Source organism: Streptomyces sp. NPDC048696 (genome assembly GCF_043198895.1).
GTDB lineage: Bacteria > Actinomycetota > Actinomycetes > Streptomycetales > Streptomycetaceae > Streptomyces.
In genome coordinates this window covers 108,744-126,360 of the sequence record NZ_JBICVJ010000006.1, presented here as the reverse complement: position 1 = coordinate 126,360, position 17,617 = coordinate 108,744, and the positions used below count along the sequence as shown (strand labels likewise).

The 17,617-nt window shown below is 71.0% G+C and carries 7 protein-coding genes; 2 read left to right on the top strand and 5 right to left on the bottom strand.

Annotation, left to right across the window (positions count from 1 at the left end; all coding sequences use genetic code 11):
• Nucleotides 1-71: 71 nt before the first annotated feature.
• Nucleotides 72-4,496, bottom strand: a complete 4,425-nt coding sequence (locus tag ACGFRG_RS14455) for a ricin-type beta-trefoil lectin domain protein (RefSeq protein ID WP_393263894.1) — start codon at nucleotides 4,494-4,496, stop codon at nucleotides 72-74.
• A gap of 389 nt (nucleotides 4,497-4,885) precedes the next feature.
• On the opposite strand from ACGFRG_RS14455, the gene ACGFRG_RS14450 reads away from it, so the two are divergent.
• A complete protein-coding gene (locus tag ACGFRG_RS14450) occupies nucleotides 4,886-11,764 on the top strand; it encodes a ricin-type beta-trefoil lectin domain protein (protein ID WP_393263892.1) in 6,879 nt (2,292 codons plus the stop codon).
• 22 nt (nucleotides 11,765-11,786) lie between these two features.
• On the opposite strand, the gene ACGFRG_RS14445 is transcribed toward ACGFRG_RS14450, so the two are convergent.
• Nucleotides 11,787-13,103 carry a cation:proton antiporter gene (locus tag ACGFRG_RS14445; RefSeq protein ID WP_393263890.1) on the bottom strand — a complete coding sequence of 439 codons (1,317 nt, stop codon included), beginning with the start codon at nucleotides 13,101-13,103 and terminating at the stop codon, nucleotides 11,787-11,789.
• Nucleotides 13,104-13,266: 163 nt separating this feature from the next.
• Between ACGFRG_RS14445 and ACGFRG_RS14440 the strand changes: the two genes are divergently transcribed.
• Complete coding sequence (locus tag ACGFRG_RS14440; RefSeq protein ID WP_361424780.1) at nucleotides 13,267-14,424, top strand: SRPBCC family protein; 1,158 nt, start codon at nucleotides 13,267-13,269, stop codon at nucleotides 14,422-14,424.
• A gap of 21 nt (nucleotides 14,425-14,445) precedes the next feature.
• On the opposite strand, the gene ACGFRG_RS14435 is transcribed toward ACGFRG_RS14440, so the two are convergent.
• The 3 genes from ACGFRG_RS14435 to ACGFRG_RS14425 are packed head-to-tail and all read right to left on the bottom strand — an operon-like array spanning nucleotide 14,446 to nucleotide 17,614.
• Nucleotides 14,446-15,666, bottom strand: a complete 1,221-nt coding sequence (locus ACGFRG_RS14435; RefSeq protein ID WP_393263888.1) for a benzoate/H(+) symporter BenE family transporter — start codon at nucleotides 15,664-15,666, stop codon at nucleotides 14,446-14,448.
• Complete coding sequence (locus ACGFRG_RS14430) at nucleotides 15,663-16,829, bottom strand: acyl-CoA dehydrogenase family protein (RefSeq protein ID WP_393263886.1); 1,167 nt, start codon at nucleotides 16,827-16,829, stop codon at nucleotides 15,663-15,665. The genes ACGFRG_RS14435 and ACGFRG_RS14430 overlap by 4 nt, the downstream gene beginning before the upstream one ends.
• Entirely contained in the window at nucleotides 16,826-17,614 is a 789-nt protein-coding gene (locus tag ACGFRG_RS14425; RefSeq protein WP_393263884.1) for a thioesterase II family protein, read from the bottom strand. Before ACGFRG_RS14425 ends, ACGFRG_RS14430 begins: the two co-directional genes overlap by 4 nt.
• Nucleotides 17,615-17,617: the final 3 nt, after the last annotated feature.

The window sequence follows — 17,617 nt, the reverse complement described above, 5'->3', positions numbered from 1 at the left end:
CGGGGCCGTCCCCAGGGAACAGCAAGGGGCCCGCGACGCGTACAGCGCGTCGCGGGCCCCTTGCGTCCGGGTCAGGGGTTGATCACCGGCAGTACCGGGGTGGACAAGCCCGGGACCGAGAACTTCTGGGCCGGTGTGCCGTTGCAGTCGAACAGTTCCGGGTGGACGCCTATGGACGCGTCGCCCCAGGTGATGTCGAGGCAGCGGCCCGAGACCGGGTTGTAGATGCTGCCGTCCGCGCGTGGCAGCCACCGCTGGTTGCCGCCGTTGTTGCAGTACCACATGCCGACCGCCGTGCCGTTGGCCGTGCCCGCGCCGCCCGCGTCCAGGCAGCGGCCGCCCGCGGTGATCGTGCCGTCGGGGTTGACCGAGAACGCCTGGGCCGGGGTGCGGTTGCAGGTCCACAGCTGGACGCCCGCGGCCGCGTCGCCGCCGGGCAGGTCCAGGCAGCGGTCCGCGTTGGTGGCGAAGCGGATCTCGCCCTGGACCGTGGGCGCGACCGCGGTGCTGTAGACGGCCAGGTTGCTGACCCGGCCGGCCATCGGCGCGCTCGGCTGGCCCTTGTCGCGATAGCGGCCGATCACCACGCCTCCGGTCACCGGCGGCGTACTGGAAGCGGCGTGGTAACCGCTGCCCGCCAGCGTGCCGTTGACGTACAGGCTCATCTGACCCGTCGCCGCGTTGTAGCTCGCGGTCAGCTGGGTCCACACCCCGGGCTGGAAGGTGACGGCCTGACCGAGGGCGTACGTGTAGTCGTACGACCAGGAGTCGTTGTCCGCGTACGCGATGGCGAAGCGCCAGGCTCCCGGCTCGCCGTAGATCATCCAGGCACTGCCGCGCGTGTTCTCCTGCGCGGCCACGACCCCGCTCTTGTCCTGCTTCGCCCACACGCTGACGGTGAAGCTGGAGTGCGGGTCCGCCGCCGCCCTGCCCGTGGTGATCGCGGAGTCGGGCGAACCGGTGAAGGCCGCCACCTTGGTGTTGGCGCGGCCGTCCACCGTGTCCGACTCATAGGTGACGGCGGTCGCCGTGCCGTTCTGGTCCGACGGGAGCGCCGTCGCGTCGCCCGCCAGCGGCCAATGGGCCGTCGGCGCCTGGGTGTTGCCGCGGTAGTGGTAGCCGTTGAAGCCGTCGACCGCGCCGCCGGTCGCGGCTCCCGGCCAGAGCAGGATCCTGCCGTCGTCGGCAACAGCCCAGAAGTCGGGGATACCGTCGTCGGTCAGGTCACCGTCCGAGCCGACGGGGTGCGTGGTGGTGACACCCCAGCCGATCCGGGCCGCCGGGCTCGCGGTCACACCGGTGACCGTGGTGTACGTGTCCGCCCGCACCCCGGTCGTCAGCCGGTACTGGTAGATGTCCCCGGCCGCGCGGCCGTTGGCGTCCGTCCGCGCCCGGATCCACAGCGCGGGCGCCACCGCGTCGGTGGAACCGATGGCGAGGGTGTTGCCCGGGACCATCAGGTCGACGTCGTTCCACCCCCCGGCCGCCACCAGGTTGGGGGCCGCCAGCGTGCCGTTGGACTTGGCCGGGTAGTACCAGAGGTTGTCGGACTCCACGGCGAGGACGCCGGTGGCGCCGACGATGTCGCGGCTGGGGGTGCGGGCGTCCTTGGGCGAGCCGATCGGGGTGATCTGGTTGGTGTACTGCCAGCTGTCACCGGTGCCGGAGTGGAAGCCGGGGCAGGCGGCACTCCCGCCCGCGCAGTTCACCCGGGCCACGTTCGTCTTGGTGCCGAGCGTGAAACGGCCCGGGTCCGACTGGGTGTTGGCGTAGTAGTAGAGGCTCTTGCCGCCCTGGGCGCCGCCCACCCCGTCCCGGTGCACGACCAGGTCGTCGGTGTTCACCCCCGGGTCGACCGAGCCCCGGTGGCTCACCCGGTAGTCCTTCCAGGTGCGCCCCGTCGCCTCGTACTCGGGCGCCTGCGCGGCCCGCGCCGCGACGCCGGTGGCCGGGACGCTCGGGTTGCCCGGGTCGGTGGCCCGGCCGTGGGTGACCAGGTTGCCGGCGTCGTCGGGAACGAGCAGATCGGGCCGGGCGTCACCCGTGGTGTCGCCGAACGCGACCGGGCCGGGCGCCCACGGCACGTAGAACGCGTAGGACGCGGTCTGGGAGCTGTTGCCCGCCTCGTCGTAGGCCTTCGCGTACAGGATGTTGGTGCCCCAGTGCTTGGGCGTGGTCCTGATCTCGGTGGCGTTCAGCGGTGTGCCGCAGCTCTGGTCGTACGTCGCGAACTGCGCGTCGTAGCTCCAGCGCACGCACGCCAGGCCCGAGGCGAGCTTGCCCGAGGGGTTGGGGTCGTACGCCGCGATCGGTATGCGGCCCTCCTGGCCCAGGCGCAGCTTGGTCGTCTGGCCGTTGCCGGACGGCGGGAACTGGGTGTCGGGGTCGGTGAAGTCCCCGAACTTGAAGACGGGCGGGGTGGTGTCGACCGCGAAGTGGCAGGTGTCGCTGCCCGGCCCGCGCAGCAGACCGTCGTCGCCCTGGGTCTGCCAGCCGTAGTAGTGACCGTCCTGGAGCGTGCCGTACGGGAGGGTGTACGAGGCGTCGTTGCCGGTGCCGACGAATCCGGACCAGTTCTGGTGGACGAGATTGCCGCCGGTCGCGTTGTCCCAGATGCTCACGTACTCGGTGAGCTGGCCCTGGTTGGGGCTGCTGACCTTGGAGGTGAGGGTGGCGCGGGTGTCGGTGACCCAGCCGTAGCTGCCGACGGGGGCGTCCCAGCAGGCGTCGGTGTCCGCGCCGGTGACCCGGTGGGGTGTGGTCGGGGTGATGTGGGGGTTGCCCGGCTTGTTGGGGGTGAAGTCGTACTCGGTGGACAGCGTGGCGTCGTACGAGAAACGTTTGAAGCCCATCTTGTCGCCGCCGCCCTCGGCCCCCACCAGCGCGAAGGCGAGCGGGGTGCCGGTGTCGCCGAGTGCGTTGCGCATCGGCGCGGTGATGTTGAAGTCGAGCGGGATGTCGCCGTAGCACTCCTTCTGGGTGCCGTTGCCGGGGACGTTCTTGCCGTCGACCCACTCGTAGGTGCGGTGGTTGCCCCAGTTGATCCCGCCGTCGAACGCACCCGCGTGGTACACGTTCACCGGGTAGGTGTTGGTGCAGGACCAGTCCGACGAGATGTACTGGGCGACCCGCAGATTGGCGTAGTTGACCGTCGCACCCGCGTAGCCGTTCAGGTCGAACTCGAAGAGGCTGCGCTCGATGCCGGTCTGCGTCTCCCAGCCCTGGAAGCCCATACCGGGGTGGTCGCGGTCGGCGCTGCCGGTGCGGTCGAAGTTGCCGGTCGTGGTGTGCGCCTGCATGACCCAGGCGTGGTGGCTCTTGCCCCGGGAGTCGTTCGACCAGGACGGGTCGACGTACACGGGGTAGGGCGTGTGTTTGTCGTCGAGCAGCGCGGCGCTCGGGGTGAGGGTGACCGCACCCGAGTGCCGGTCGGGCCGCGCGGCCGCGCGGGTGACATCACCGGTGGTGCGCACGGCGATGTCGGCGGCGGGGGCGTTCGCGGCGGGCCCGTCGACGGTGCTGTGCGAACCGGACGCGCCGGCCGGGGACTTGGGCTTTAGGGTGGCCGCCAGGCCGGTGGTCGCGCGGCGCTCGCCGGTGTACGCCGTGGCCGTGCCCGAGGGCGCGGACGCGGACCACATCCGGGGCGTCGGCGCGGTGAAGACCGTCTGCCCGCCCTCGGTCGCGCGCAGCGTGCCGCTCTTGTCGGCGGTCAGCCGCACACCCTTGGTGTCGGTACGGAAGGTCAGCTTCCGCACGGCCGGATTGGCCGCTGCGGCAGGGGTGTTGAGGACCACGACCGTGGTGAAGCCGCCTTCCTTGGTGGCCGTGACCACCAGGTCGGTGTCCGGCGCGACCGCGTGGAACAGCGCGCGGTTGCCGTCGACGGCGGGCTTGGGGAGCGCGCCGGGGAACGGCGAGCTCACCGAGAGCTGCTTGCCGTCCTTGGCGGTCATCGTCGCGAGCGGACCGCTGCCGCCGCCGGAGATCACCAGGCTGTCGAGGGCCGCCACCGGGGCGAAGGTGCCGTCGGCGCGCGGGGCGAGCCGGTCGTCGGGCGCCCGCCAGGCGCCGCCCTGCTTCACCCGCTGCACCTCGGTGTGCTGCTCGGTGCGCAGCTTGCCGCCAGGGGTGGCATAGGTGGTGGCGAACTCGTCGGTCAGCTCGGTGACTTGCACGTCCCTCTTGGTGCGCCTGGCCTCGGCGACCGCCTTGGCCACGGCCCCCTTCGGGCGCCCGGCCGGGTCACCGGCGGTGGCCGCGGCCTTGACGTTCCTGGCGTCACCGGCCCTGATCGCGGCGGCCACGTCGGCCGGCCCGGAACCCGGCCGCCCGGGACCCGATGGCGCGGCGACCGCGCTCGGGGGCAGACCGACGCCGAGGGCGAGGGCGAGCAGCGCGGCCAGCGATCCGGCCCGGCGCCGCCCACCACCCGTACGGCGTGACCGGGACCCCGGGCTTCCTCTTCCGGGCAGCCCGAACGGGACAACAGACAAGTGAACACCCCCGTGTACGCACGCCGGTTGGCGCGAGATCCGAGCACACCCATGTGTGCGCGATCTGTGTCTGATCTGTGTCGACGGGGGCACAGTTCCAGCCACGTTCGCGATCGGTCAATCCCCCACACGACGGGCGTGTCCACCTGGTCCGCAATGATCCTCAATTACGGGTCCAGTGAGCTGGATCACAGGTGTTCGATCAGCGTAAAACGAAACAGGTGAAAGGGCCCCGGTGTTACGTTCCGGCGGAATCTCCTTTCTTCACACGGCTGTTCGCCGTGTGATCCGCCCGTCTCCGACCCAACGGGGGTTTCGTGTCTGTGAGACATGGGCCTGGTTCCGTGCGCCCGCGTGCGCCGCGACTGGGCATTTCCCTGGTGCTGGCATTGGCCGCATCCTTGCTGTCCCCAGCACTTCCGCAAGCCATCGCCGCGAGCGGTCCGGACTTCACCCGCGTCTGGTCCCCGCCGCACACCGATCTGCCCAAGACGCCGTCCGTCGGGGCCGCTTCACCCGCCAGACCGTCCTCGCCGCGCCCGCACTACCCGGTGCCCGGGCACAGCAAGTCCGCGCCCGCGCCGAAGCCGCCCCGGTCGGCGGTCACCGCGACCTCCGGCTCCGCGGCGGTGGCGGTGGCCCCGGCCGACGACAAGGTCGCTCGCGCGGCGGGAGTGAGCGGGGCGCTCTTCGCCCTGCGGCCCGCAGCCGTCACCGCGGAGCCGGGCGCGGCCCGGGCCGCCACGACTCTCCAAGTGGCCGTCGACCCCGCCGCGTTGAACGCCGCGACCGGCGGCGACTTCGCCTTGCGGGGCCATCTGGTCGCCCTGCCCGGCTGCGCGCTCACCACACCGCAGGCGGCCGCCTGCCGTACCCGTACACCAGTGGTGACCTCGTACGACGCGGGCACCAAGCGGCTGACCGGGTCCATCGCCGTGCCCCGGACAGCGGCTCCCGGATCCTCCCTGGCCGCGGGCGCCGCGGCCAACGCGCCGGCCGCCGTCGCGCTCGCGGCGGAGACCGGTCCGTCGGGCGGTGGCGGCACCTACACCGCGACGGCCCTGAACCCGTCGTCCGCGTGGGCCGCCGGCGGCGCCTCCGGTGGCTTCACCTACGGCTACGACGTGCTGGTGCCGCCCTCGCTCGGCGGGCCCGCGCCCAAGGTGTCGCTCGGCTACGACTCCTCGTCGGTGGACGGGCGGACCTCCGCGACCAACGCGCAGGCGTCCTGGATCGGCGACGGCTGGGACTTCAGCCCCGGCTTCATCGAGCGCTCGTACAAGCCGTGCGACAAGGCAGGTGTCAAGAACGCGGGCGATCTGTGCTGGGGCGGCTTCAACGCGGCGCTCTCGCTGGGATCGCGCGGCGGCCAGCTGGTCCGCGTCTCCACCTCCCCGGTGACCTCGGACGACGCCACCGGGGTGTGGCGGCTGAAGAACGACGACGGAACCCGCGTCGAGTTCGCCACCGGCGCCCAGAACGGCACGTACAACGGCGCCTACGCCAAGGTCACCGACAGCGGTGGCACGGTCTACTACTTCGGTCTGAACCATCTGCCGGGCGGCGACAAGTCCGACCCGGCCACCAACTCCGCGTCCACCGTGCCGGTCTACTCGCCCGGCACCGGCGACCCCTGCTACGACTCGGCCAAGGGCAACCGCTCCTGGTGCCAGATGTGGCAGCGGCTCTCACTGGACTACGCGGTGGACGCGCACGGCAATCTGACGACCTACACCTGGGCGCCGGAGACCAACTACTACGCGCGCGGCGCCGTGCAGGACAACGGCAGCGGCACACCCACCGCGTACACCCGTGCCAACAACGTCGCCCAGATCTCCTACGGCCAGCGCCTCGCCGACCAGGTCGCCGCGAAGGGGGCCCTGCAGCCCGCCGCGCGCGTCACGTTCACGGCGGCGGAGCGCTGCGAGACGCCGGCCAACGGCTGCGACCCCGCCTCGCGCACGGTCGCGAACAAGGCGAACTGGCCTGATGTGCCGGTCGACCAGGAGTGCAGGTCCACCGGCACCTGCACCACCTACTCCCCCACCTACTTCACCACCAAGCGGCTCGCCTCGATCGCCACCCAGGTGCGGGTGAACAACGCCTGGCAGGACGTCGACGGGTACACGCTCACCCACTCCTTCCCGAACCCGGCGGACTCCACCAGCCAGAAGGCACTGTGGCTGGACTCCGTCAAGCGGACCGGGAAGACGGGTGCGGAGCTCAGCACCCCGGCGGTCACCTTCACACCGGTGATGCTGCCCAACCGGGTGGACGGCACCGATCTGGTGCCCGCGCCGCCGAGGATCAACCGGCCACGCATCCAGCAGATCCACAACGAGACGGGCGCCGTCGTCAATGTGGACTACAACCTGCCGGGCTGCTCGCGCATCAACCATGTGATGCCGCCCGCCGAGGACGACAACACCATGGCCTGCTACCCGGTCCGGTGGAACGTCCCCGGTCAGGTGGCGGGCGCGGACCCGGTGCTCGACTGGTTCAACCACTACAGCGTCAAGTCGCTCACCGAGAACGACACGGCCACCGGTGCGCAGCAGAAGATCAGCGCGTTCGCGTACGGACCGGCCGCCTGGCACCGCGACGACAACGAGCTCACCGACGCCAAGGCGCGCACCTGGGGCGAGTTCCGGGGCTTCGCCACCGTCACGGCCACCGTGGGCAGCGGCGGCGACGGCCCCAAGTCGCAGATCCGCACCACCTACCGCCAGGGTATGCACGGCGATGTCCGCAAGAGCGGCGCCACCCGTGACGTACGCTCCACCGACGCGCTCGGCCACGAGGTCGTGGACGTGGAGTGGCTGAGCGGACAGGTTCTGCAGACCGAGACGTACGACCAGGCGGACGGCGCCGTCGTCGCGCGGACGGTCAACAGCCCGAGCGGAGAGGTCGCCACGGCCACGCATCCGCGTGTCGGCGGCCTGCCCGATCTCGTCGCCCGCTACCCCGCGACGAGCGTGGTCGCCACCGGCCAGGAGAAGAAGGCCGACGACAGCTGGCGGACCACCTCGTCGACCACGGTGACCGACCCGGCGCACAACAACCGGGCCCTGACCGTGCTCGACCGGGCCGACGGTCTGCCCGACATCTGCACCCGGACCGACTACGCGTCCGGCCCGGACGCCCAGCGCACCGATCTGCCCGCCGAGAAGCTGGTGGTCTCGGCGGCCTCCGGCGACACCTGCGCCATCACCGCGACGGCGGCCAACACCGTCGAGCGCACACGGACGTTCTACGACGGCAAGGCGTACGGCCAGAGCGGTACCGAGGGCGATGCCACCCGCACCGAGGTCCTCGACACCTATGCCCCGGACGGCACCGCGAACTTCACGGCGACCGCGCTCACGGGCTTCGACGCGTACGGACGGACCGTCTCCGCGACCGACCCCAACTCCAAGGACGCCACCCACCCGAACGGCGCGACCACCACCACGGCGTACTCCTCGGCCGCGGCCGGTGAGCTGCCCGGCACGGTGACCGTCTCCAACCCGGTCCCCGGCGGCGCCGGGAGCGAGCACTGGGACGCGGTCACGGTCAGCGACCCCCGGCGCGGGCTGCCGCTGAAGTCGACCGACGCCAACCAGAAGACGACGACCGAGACGTATGACGCGCTCGGCCGGCTCACCGCCGTATGGCTGCCCGGGCGCGCCCCGGACACCGACACGGCCAATCTGACCTTCGGCTATCTGGTCTCCAACCAGGCGGGCGCGCCGTCGGCGGTCACCACCGCACGGCTGACCAGGGACGGCGACACTCCCGTGTACACCCGGTCGGTGCAGATCCTGGACGGGTTCGGGCGGGTGCGCCAGACCCAGGAGTCGCCGAAGAACCCCGCGTACACCGGGCGGTTGATCTCGGACACGGTCTACGACTCGCAGGGCCGCACGGGCCTGACCAACGCGCCCTGGTACAACAACGTCTCCGGGCCCGCGCAGTCGCTCGTGACCGCCGCCGACAGCGACATCCCGTCGCAGACCCGCACCACGTACGACGGCCGGGGGCGTGCGGTGGTCACCGCGTCCTGGTCGCTCGGTGTGGAGCAGCACCGCACCACCACCGCGTTCAAGGGCGTGGACCGTACGGACGTGGTGCCGCCCAAGGGCACCTCGCCGACGACCACCCTCCTGGACGCGCGCGGCCACAAGAGCGAGGTGTGGCAGTACACGACGGCCACGGCCACCGGTTCGGCGCTCGACGCCGCGATCAGCCGGTACACCTACACCGCCGACGGCAAGCCGCTGACCCGCAAGGACGCGGGCGGCAACACCTGGACCATCGGCTACGACCTGCGCGGACGCCAGATTGGCTACCAGGAGCCGGACAAGGGCGTCACCACCCAGACCTGGGACGCGGCGGGCCGCCTCACCGGCGCCACCGACGCCCGGGGCACGAAGCTGCTCGACACCTACGACCTGCTCGGCCGCAAGACGGGTCTGTACGAGGGGAGTGTGGACGCGGACCACCAGCTGGCGGGCTGGACCTTCGACACCGTGCCCGACGGCAGGGGCAAGGCGGCGACGTCCACCCGGTATGTCGGCGGCAGGGGCGGCAGCGTCTACACCGCCTCCGTCGACGGGTACGACGACGGGTACCGCACGACCGGCACCACCCTGACCCTCCCCGGCCCCGACGCCGGACAGGACCGGGGCACCACCTTCAGCTACTCCAGCACCACCTCGTACGACCCGCTGACCGGTGTGGCGAGCGGCACCGTGCTGCCGGCGGTCGGCGGACTGCCGATGGACGACATCTCGTACGCGCTCAACGACTACGGCCAGATGTTCCGGTACATGGGCGCCACCACGTACGACGTGCAGAGCGAGTACGACGCGTTCGGACGGCCGGTGCGTTCCACGGTCAACCCGTGGGGCAAGCAGGTGGTCGCGACGACCGACTACGACCAGGCGACCGGGCGGGTCCGGTCCCAGTACATCGACCAGCAGACCTCGCTGACGGGAGCCCTCCAGCAGACCTCGTACACCTACAACCCGTCCGGGAAGATCACCTCGATCACCAGCATCCCCGACAACCAGCCGGGCTCGACGGACCGTCAGTGCTTCGCGTACGACGCGCTCAACCGGCTGACGTCGGCGTGGTCGGACACCGGCGGCGTGACCGTGCCCGACGCGAGCGAGCACCAGACGCTCGACCAGGGGCAGTGCGCCAACACCCGGCCGTCCACGGCCACCGTCGGCGGTCCCGCCGCGTACTGGCAGGACTTCGCGTACGACCTCACCGGCAACCGCACCAAGCTGGTCAAGCACGACCCGGCCGGTGACACCACCAAGGATGTGACGGTCAGTCAGGCATTCGGCGCGCCGGGCACCGTGAACACGCCCACCTCGGCCCCGAACACCGGCGGCGGCACCGGCGGCCCGCACGCGCTGCTCTCGGCGGCGACCACCACGGGCTCGGCCACGTCCAACGCCCTCTACCAGTACGACGCGGGCGGCAACACCACCTCCTACCGGGATGCCAGGAACGGCACGACCACGCTGACCTGGAACAGCGAGGGCAAGCCCGCTTCGACGACCACGGCGACGCAGATCAGGAGCGGCCTCGGCACCTGCCTGGGCCTGGACGGCGGAGCCACCGCCGACGACACCTCCCTGGTGATCGCCGCGTGCGACGACGGCGCGGCGAGCCAGAAGTACACCACCGCAGGCAACCGGCTGAGCACCGCCGACAAGTGCGTCACCGCGACCGGCACCCTGCCGGGCTCGGCCGTACGGCTGCGGCCCTGTGACGGCACGGCCGCGCAGACATGGACGCAGCGGACCGACGGCACGCTGTACAACCCGGTCGCCGCGCGCTGTCTCACCGTCCCCGGCGGCGCCACCGCCGACGGCACCAAGCTCACCCTGGGCGACTGCCTGCTGGCGGTGCCGAATGGCCAGAAGTGGACCGTTCCGGACACGACCACCACGTATGTCTACGACCCGGAGGGCAAGCTCCTCGTCCGGCGCGGCCCGGGCGGCATCACGCTCAACCTCGGCAACGACGAACTGACCGTCGACAAGGCGACGGGCGCGAAGACCGGGACGCGGTACTACACGGTCCCCGGCGGCATGACCATCGTGCGCACCGGGGCGGGCACGGCGGCCGGCGCGTTCGCCGTGCAGATCGCCGATCACCACGGCAGCGCCAACCTCACCGTCGACCTCTCCAGTGGGGCGGTCGCACGGCAGGCGGCGGACCCGTTCGGCAATCCGCGCGGTGCGGCCCCGGCCGCCTGGCCGGGCGACAAGGGCTTCGTGGGCGGTCAGAAGGACCCCGGCACCGGGCTCACGCTGCTCGGCGCGCGCGAGTACCAGCCGGGCACCGGCCGGTTCATCAGCCCCGACCCGCTGCTCGACCCGGACGACCCGCAGCAGTGGAACGGGTACGCCTACAGCGACAACAACCCCGTCAACGGCAGTGACCCCAACGGCCAGTTCTGCGACGGCTGCTCGGTCGACAACCCGACCTCCGTGTGGATCAACAGCGGACCGGGCTGCACCAACAGCGCGTGCTACAGCGACGACGGCAAGACGGTCCTGTACAGCACGGTGTCGACCCAGGTGTACGGGCCGTCCGACCCGTGCATGTTCTGCAAGCCGAAGCCGAAGAACGACCCGTGCCCCTACTGCGTGAAGAAGCCGTCCTCGGGGCCGCACGACCGGGGGCCCGGGCCGTGGGCGCCGGATCCCAAGCCGCCGACGGACGACGACCCGCCGCTGCCCAAGAGCAACAAGTTGTGGGCGATCAAGCACGCGTACACCCACACCGAGGAGGTCGGCTCGACCAAGTGGGGCAGCGCGGAGAAACTGATGTCGACCTTCCAGCAGAGTCCGCAGACGTTCTTCCCGTTCCCGGTGGAAGGCTGCTCCAGCTTCACCGAAGGCGCGGTCTGCCGGCTCTTCCCGGGCAAGGACACCCCTGGCGGGGTGGGCATGATCCTGGGCGGCAACGGACTGGTGCGGGTGCACGTCGACAAGACGTCGACCAGTTTCACCGTCATCTCGGCGAACTACTTCGACGACCCCGGCTCGGTGATCACCTTCACCACCTCGGAGAAGAACGGCAAGCTGTACATGACCCAGCGCGGTGTCTCCGAGGGCTCCAACCCGTTGATCTGGTTCACCGTGAAGACCGGTCAGGCCGACAACACCTGGTGGCAGATGGGCCAGAACCTCAGACACTACGTCGACCCACCGATGACGCAGTCACGGCTGTACTGGCTGAACTTCCATATCCCCGGGCTGTTCTAGCCCTGGCCGAGCACGCCGGCACTCAGGCCGGATCATGAAGGGGCCGGTCCACGGGAGAGATCCTGGGGGCCGGCCCTTTCGGCGGCCGCGCCCGGTCCAGCAGCGGCCCCGTGATCAGCGTCGTCCCCACCGCCATCACCACCATCGCCGTGAACAGCCGCGTGTCGATGACCCCCAGGCCGAGGCCCACGTTCAGGATGACCAGCTCGGTCAGGCCCCGGGCGTTGAGGAGAACGCCCAGCGCCGTCGCCTCGCGGGGCGTCGCGCCGGTGAGGCGGGCCGCGCCGAACGTGCCGGTGAACTTGCCCGCGCAGGCCACCACCAGGACCGCCGCCGTCATGACCAGGCCCCGGCCGCCAAGCCCCGAGATGTCCACCGACATCCCGGTGACCGTGAAGAAGACCGGGAGCAGGAGCAGGCTGGTCTGCTCGATGCGCTCGGGGACCTGCGGCGCCGTCTCGTCGATCTGGCGGCGCGGCGCGATGGCCCCGAAGGCGAAGGCGCCGAAGACCGCGTGCAGCCCGATCCCGTCGGTCGCGGCGGCGGTCAGCAGCACACCCACGACCAGGACGGAGTGGGTGAGCGCGGTGCCGCCCGCCCAGCGTCGGGCCGGGTCCAGGAGCCAGGCGAGGCCGGGCCGTACGAGCAGGACCAGCGCGGCCAGCAGCAGCGCCGACTCCAGGGCCATCCGGGCCAGCGGCCACGGTCCGGCGGACCGCACCACCACGACCACCACCGCGAGGACGCACCACGCCAGGAAGTCCTGGACGGCGGCGCAGGCGAGTGCCACCACGCCCAACGGGTCTTTGTACAGGCCGCGTTCGGCCAGAATGCGGGCAAGGACCGGGAAGGCGGTGATGGACATCGCCGCGCCCAGGAACAGCGCGGGACCCAGCGGTCCGTCGACCTTCAGCTGGGACCTGCTGAGCCAGGGGTAGAGCCAGTACGCCAGACCCATGCCCAGCGCGAACGGCAGTGCCACCGAGCTCAAAGAGACCGCCACCACCTGGCGGCGCGCGCTCGGGGCCCGCAGATGGACCACGTCGAAGTGATAGCCCACGCCGAACATGAAGAGCACCAGGCCCAGTTGGGAGAGGGTCTGGAGATATGGCAGTACGGAGGGCGCGACCAGGCGCTTTTCGAGGTCGCCCGGAAAGAGGGAGAGCAGACTCGGGCCCAGCAGAATGCCGCCGATGATCTCCCCCATCACCGCCGGCTGCCGTAATCGCTGCGCCAGTCGCGCCAGTGCGAAGGCCACCGCGAGAATCAGCGCGAGGGCGAGGAGGAAGCGTCCGGTGGAGGGCGCGGCGGATCCGGCGAGTTCGAGATGCGTCTGCACGTCCGTGCTCACTCCTGTCGGGCCGCAGGGTGTCCCGCTGTTCTACCGACGGAATACGAAATCGCGCAACTTCCGTTCAACCGCGTCGACTTTGACATTGAACAGGGGTCGCCGCAGCTCTAGAATTGCGGCGATCACCGTATGAGGTGGAGGGGGTTGGCGGATGAATCGCGACGAGGAACTCCGGATCCTTGACCGTGCCCTGGAGCACCTTCGCGACAAGCGACTCCCGCTGACCGACTCGGACACCCGGGTCAGTGTCGACCGCTATCAGTCGCCCGAGTGGCACCGGGCCGAACTCGACAGGATTTTCGCCAGGCTGCCGTCGATGCTGGTGCACAGCTCCGAGATACCGGCGCCCGGCACCTTCGCGACCCTGACGCATTTCGGCAGGCCGCTGCTGGTCAGCCGGGATCAGGACGGCTCCGCGCATGTCTTCCTCAACGCCTGCCGCCATCGCGGGGCGCGCCTCGAAAAGGACCCGTCGGGCCGGCGCAAACAGTTCACCTGCGGTTATCACGCCTGGCGTTACGACCTGGACGGCACCCTCGCCGCCATCCCGAGCCCGCACTGCTTCCCGGGCGTCGAGCGGGGAAAACGCAATCTGGTGGCGGTTCCCTCGGTGGAGGCGTACGGGTTCGTCTGGCTGATGCCCGAACAGGCCCCGGGCCGGGCCGATCTCGACGCGTTCCTCGGTGACTTCCGCCCGGACATCGCCGATCTCGATCTGGCCTCGTACGAGATCTACGGCGCCGAGAGCCAGGAGTGGGAGATCAATTGGAAGCTCGTCGTCGAAGGCACGCTTGAGGGATACCATTTCCCGTTCCTTCATGCGAAGAGCGCGAACCCGCTCTTCGAGAACAGCACGTTCTTCTTCGACAGCTTCGGCCCCCATCTGCGGTCGATCCTGCCCAAGCGGTCGATAAACTTCATCTCCAGGACGGAGCGCAGCGAACGCCGCCTTCTCTCCGTCGCCAACGTGATCCACACCATCTTTCCCAACGAGACGGTGCTGCATCAGTCGGACCACTTCCTGTGGATTACCAGTCATCCGCTCGGCCCGACCCGGACGCTGGTGAAACTCCGCCTGATCGTGCCGAAGGGCTCGGTGGCGGACGGCGGCGTCGAGCGATGGGAGGAGAACCGGCAGCTGACCTATCAGGTGCAGTACGAGGACCTGGAAATCTACCGCGAGATCCAGATCGGTCTCACCAGCGGCGCCAATGACGAACACTGCTTTGGTACGCAGGAGTTCGCGCTCCAGAAGTACAACGAGGCGATCGAGGCCCAGCTGTTCGCGGAGGAACAGCAGGACGCGTGAGCCCGTTCCGGGCTTCACCCCTCACCTCACCGGCACCCACCTCTTCGCCGCATACAGCGCACCCCCCGCCACCAACCCCCAGAACGCCCCGCTGATCCCGAAGAACTGCACGCCCGACACCGTCACCACCAGCGTGACCACCGCCGCCTCCCGGTCGCCCGGCTCGGCCACCGCCCCGGCCAGCGAGTTCCCCAGCGCGCCCAGCAGCGCGAGGCCCGCCACCGCCTCGATCAGGGTGGGCGGGGCCGCGCCGACGAACGCGACCGCCGCGCCCGCGCCGAGGCCGATCAGGAGGTACGCGGCGCCGCCGATCGCCGCCGCGCGGTAGCGCTTACGCGGGTCGGGCCCCGCGTTCTCGTCGGCGCACAGGGCGGCCGTGATCGCGGCGAGGCTGACGGCATGGCCGCCGAACGGCGCCGCCGCAAGACCGAACGCCCCCGTCCAGCCGAACAGCGGGCCCGGCTCGGGGTGGTAGCCGTTGACGTTGAGGACCGCGATGCCGGGGATGTTCTGCGACGCCATGGTCACCACGTACAGCGGCAGGGCGATGCCGATCAGGGCCGCCGCCGTGAAGTGCGGGGCGACCAGGACGGGCCTGGGCCACAGCGGTCCGAGGTCGGCGGCGGAGATATGGGTGGTCGCGGTGATCAGGACGACGGCGACGACGACCGCCGCCGGTACCGCGTACAGCTTCTTGAACGTGCCGACGAGAGCCCAGACGGCCACGATGGCCAGGCCCACCGCCGGTTTCTCCTGGACCGCCTTGGCGGGAGCCAGGCACAGCGGCAGCAGGATGCCCGCGAGCATGGCGTTGGCCAGCGGTTTCGGGATGGCCGAGACCCAGCGGCCGAGCCGCTTCCACAGCCCGGTCGCCACGATCAGGACGCCGGTGACCAGGAACGCCCCGACCGCCGCGCCGAATCCGCCGTCGACCGAGGCGGAGCCCGCGAGCAGCGCGGCGCCCGGGGTGGACCAGGCGACACTGATCGGCATCCGCAGCCGGAAGCTGAGAAAGATCGCGCAGAGACCCATGGAGACCGAGAGCGCCATCAGACCGGACGCCGCCTCGGCGCGGCTCGCGCCGACGTGGGTGAGGCCTTCGAGGACGATCGCGAACGAGCTGGAGAACCCCACGAAGGCGGCGATCAGCCCCGCGGTACCGGCCCTGACCAGGTCGGACACCGCCCCCGACGGCTCCTCGGGCGGGCCCGGCGAACTCGCCTCCTCCGTCTGCGTCGTCAATGGAACTCCTCGTATCCGCTCTGTACGACGATGTCGCGCATGACCTCGCTGGCGCCCGCCGCGACCGTCGCCGCCTGGGCGTCGTGCACGATCCGCACGATGTCCGCGCCGTCCCGGAACCCCTCGGCGCCGTGCAGATGCCGGCACTCCTCGGCCACCGTCCGGGCGACTTCGGTGGCCTTCAGCTTCGCCATCGAGCACGCGGTGATCGACAGCGGGTCGCGGGCGTAGCTCCAAGCCGCGTGGTAGGCGAGCGCGCGGGTCGCCTCGACCTCGGTGAGCAGGTCGGCCATCGTGTGGCGCACGGCCTGCTTGGCGCTGAGCGTCGAGCCGAACATGCCGCGCCGCTTGAGGTGACGCCAGGTGATGTCCAGGGTGTTGGCGGCGTCACCGACCGCCGAGATCCCGGCCGCGAGCCGTTCCAGCTGCATGTTCTTCATGATCTGTACGAAGCCGGAGTTGCGCCGCCCGATCATGTTCTCCTTCGGCACCCGCACCCCGCGAAAGCCGATGTCGGCCATGCCCGAGGCCCGCCAGGCGATCGAGTCGTTGGGCAGGACCTGGACGCCCTCGGCCGTGCGGTCGACGACCACCAGGCTCAAGTCGCCCTGAAGGGACCTGACCTGTGGCCCTCCTGTCCGTACCGCCGTCACGTAGAAGTCGGCGAAGGAGCCGTTGACGATGAAGCGCTTCTCGCCGTCGATCACCAGATCGTCGCCGTCCTCGACGGCCGTCGCCGCGAGCCCGGCCAGGTCCGAGCCCGCCTGCGGCTCGGTGATCGCCAGGGCGGCGATCAGGTCGCCCGCCACGGCCGGGCGCAGATAGCGCTCCTTGAGCGCGGGCGAGCCGTTGGTGGCGAGATAGCTGGTGCCCATGTACGCGTGCAGGGCGACCGCGAAGCGCACTCCCCCGAAGCCGATCCGGCCCAGCTCCTCCAGGAAGACCACCGAGTGGAAGAAGTCCTTCTCGGCGCCGCCCGCCGACGCCGGGTGGTTGAGGCCGAGCAGCCCCTCGGCGGCGAAGGCGTGCCAGGCCGAGCGCGGCATGTGGCGGCGCCGCTCCCACTCGGCCGCGTACGGCACGATCTCCTTCTTGAAGAACGCCCGCACCGCACCCCGGAACACCTCGTGCTCCTCGGTGAGGTACGGCGACCCCTCGCTCATGCGCGCCCGCCCCCTGTCAGCCGTTCCGAGATCGCCGCGAGCACGGCCTCCTCCTCGTCGCGCGGGAAGAAGTGCCCGGCGGGGAAGGGCCGGATGGCGAACGTCCCCGTGGTGTGGTGGCGCCAGCCGATCATGTCCTCGTACGGGTCGATGTCGTCGTCATCGCCGCACAGCGCCAGGATCGGCGCCTCGACCCGGCCGGGCGAGGGCTCCCAGGTCTCGGCGAGCCGCAGATCGGCGCGGAGCACGGGCTCTAGGAGCGCCATCAGCCCGTCGTTGGCGAGGACTTCGGCCGGGACGCCGTCCATCACGCGCAGCCGCTCGTACAGCGTCGGGCCGTCCATCGAGTGCATGGGCGGCCAGCGCGGCTCCACGCCCGGCGCGCGGCAGGCGGAGACGACCAGGAGCTCCGGCGGACGGTGGCCGCCCGCGGTGAGCCGGTGGGTGAGTTCGTACGAGAGCCGGGCGCCCAGGCTGTGGCCGAAGAAGGCGTACGGCCCGCGCTCGGTCTCCGGCACCAGCGCCTCGGTCAGCGCCTCCAGCGCCTCGGGCCAGGAGTCGAAGGCCCGCTCACGGAAGCGCTGTTCGCGCCCGGGCAGCCGGATGCCGGTCACCCCGACGCCCGACGGGACCCGCGACTGCCAGCTTCGGAACACCTGCGTGCCGCCGCCCGCGTACGGGAAGCAGAGCAGCTGGACGCCGACGGGGGCGGCGCCCGAGAACCGGGCGAACAGCTCACCCGTGGGCGTGGCTGCGGGCCTGGTGGCGCGGGGTGTCGGGCGCACGGC

Coding starts and splice junctions, on each gene's coding strand:
- ACGFRG_RS14440 (WP_361424780.1), top strand. CDS start 13,267: ATGAATCGCGACGAGGAACTCCGGATCCTTGACCGTGCCCTGGAGCAC.
- ACGFRG_RS14430 (WP_393263886.1), bottom strand. CDS start 16,829: ATGAGCGAGGGGTCGCCGTACCTCACCGAGGAGCACGAGGTGTTCCGG.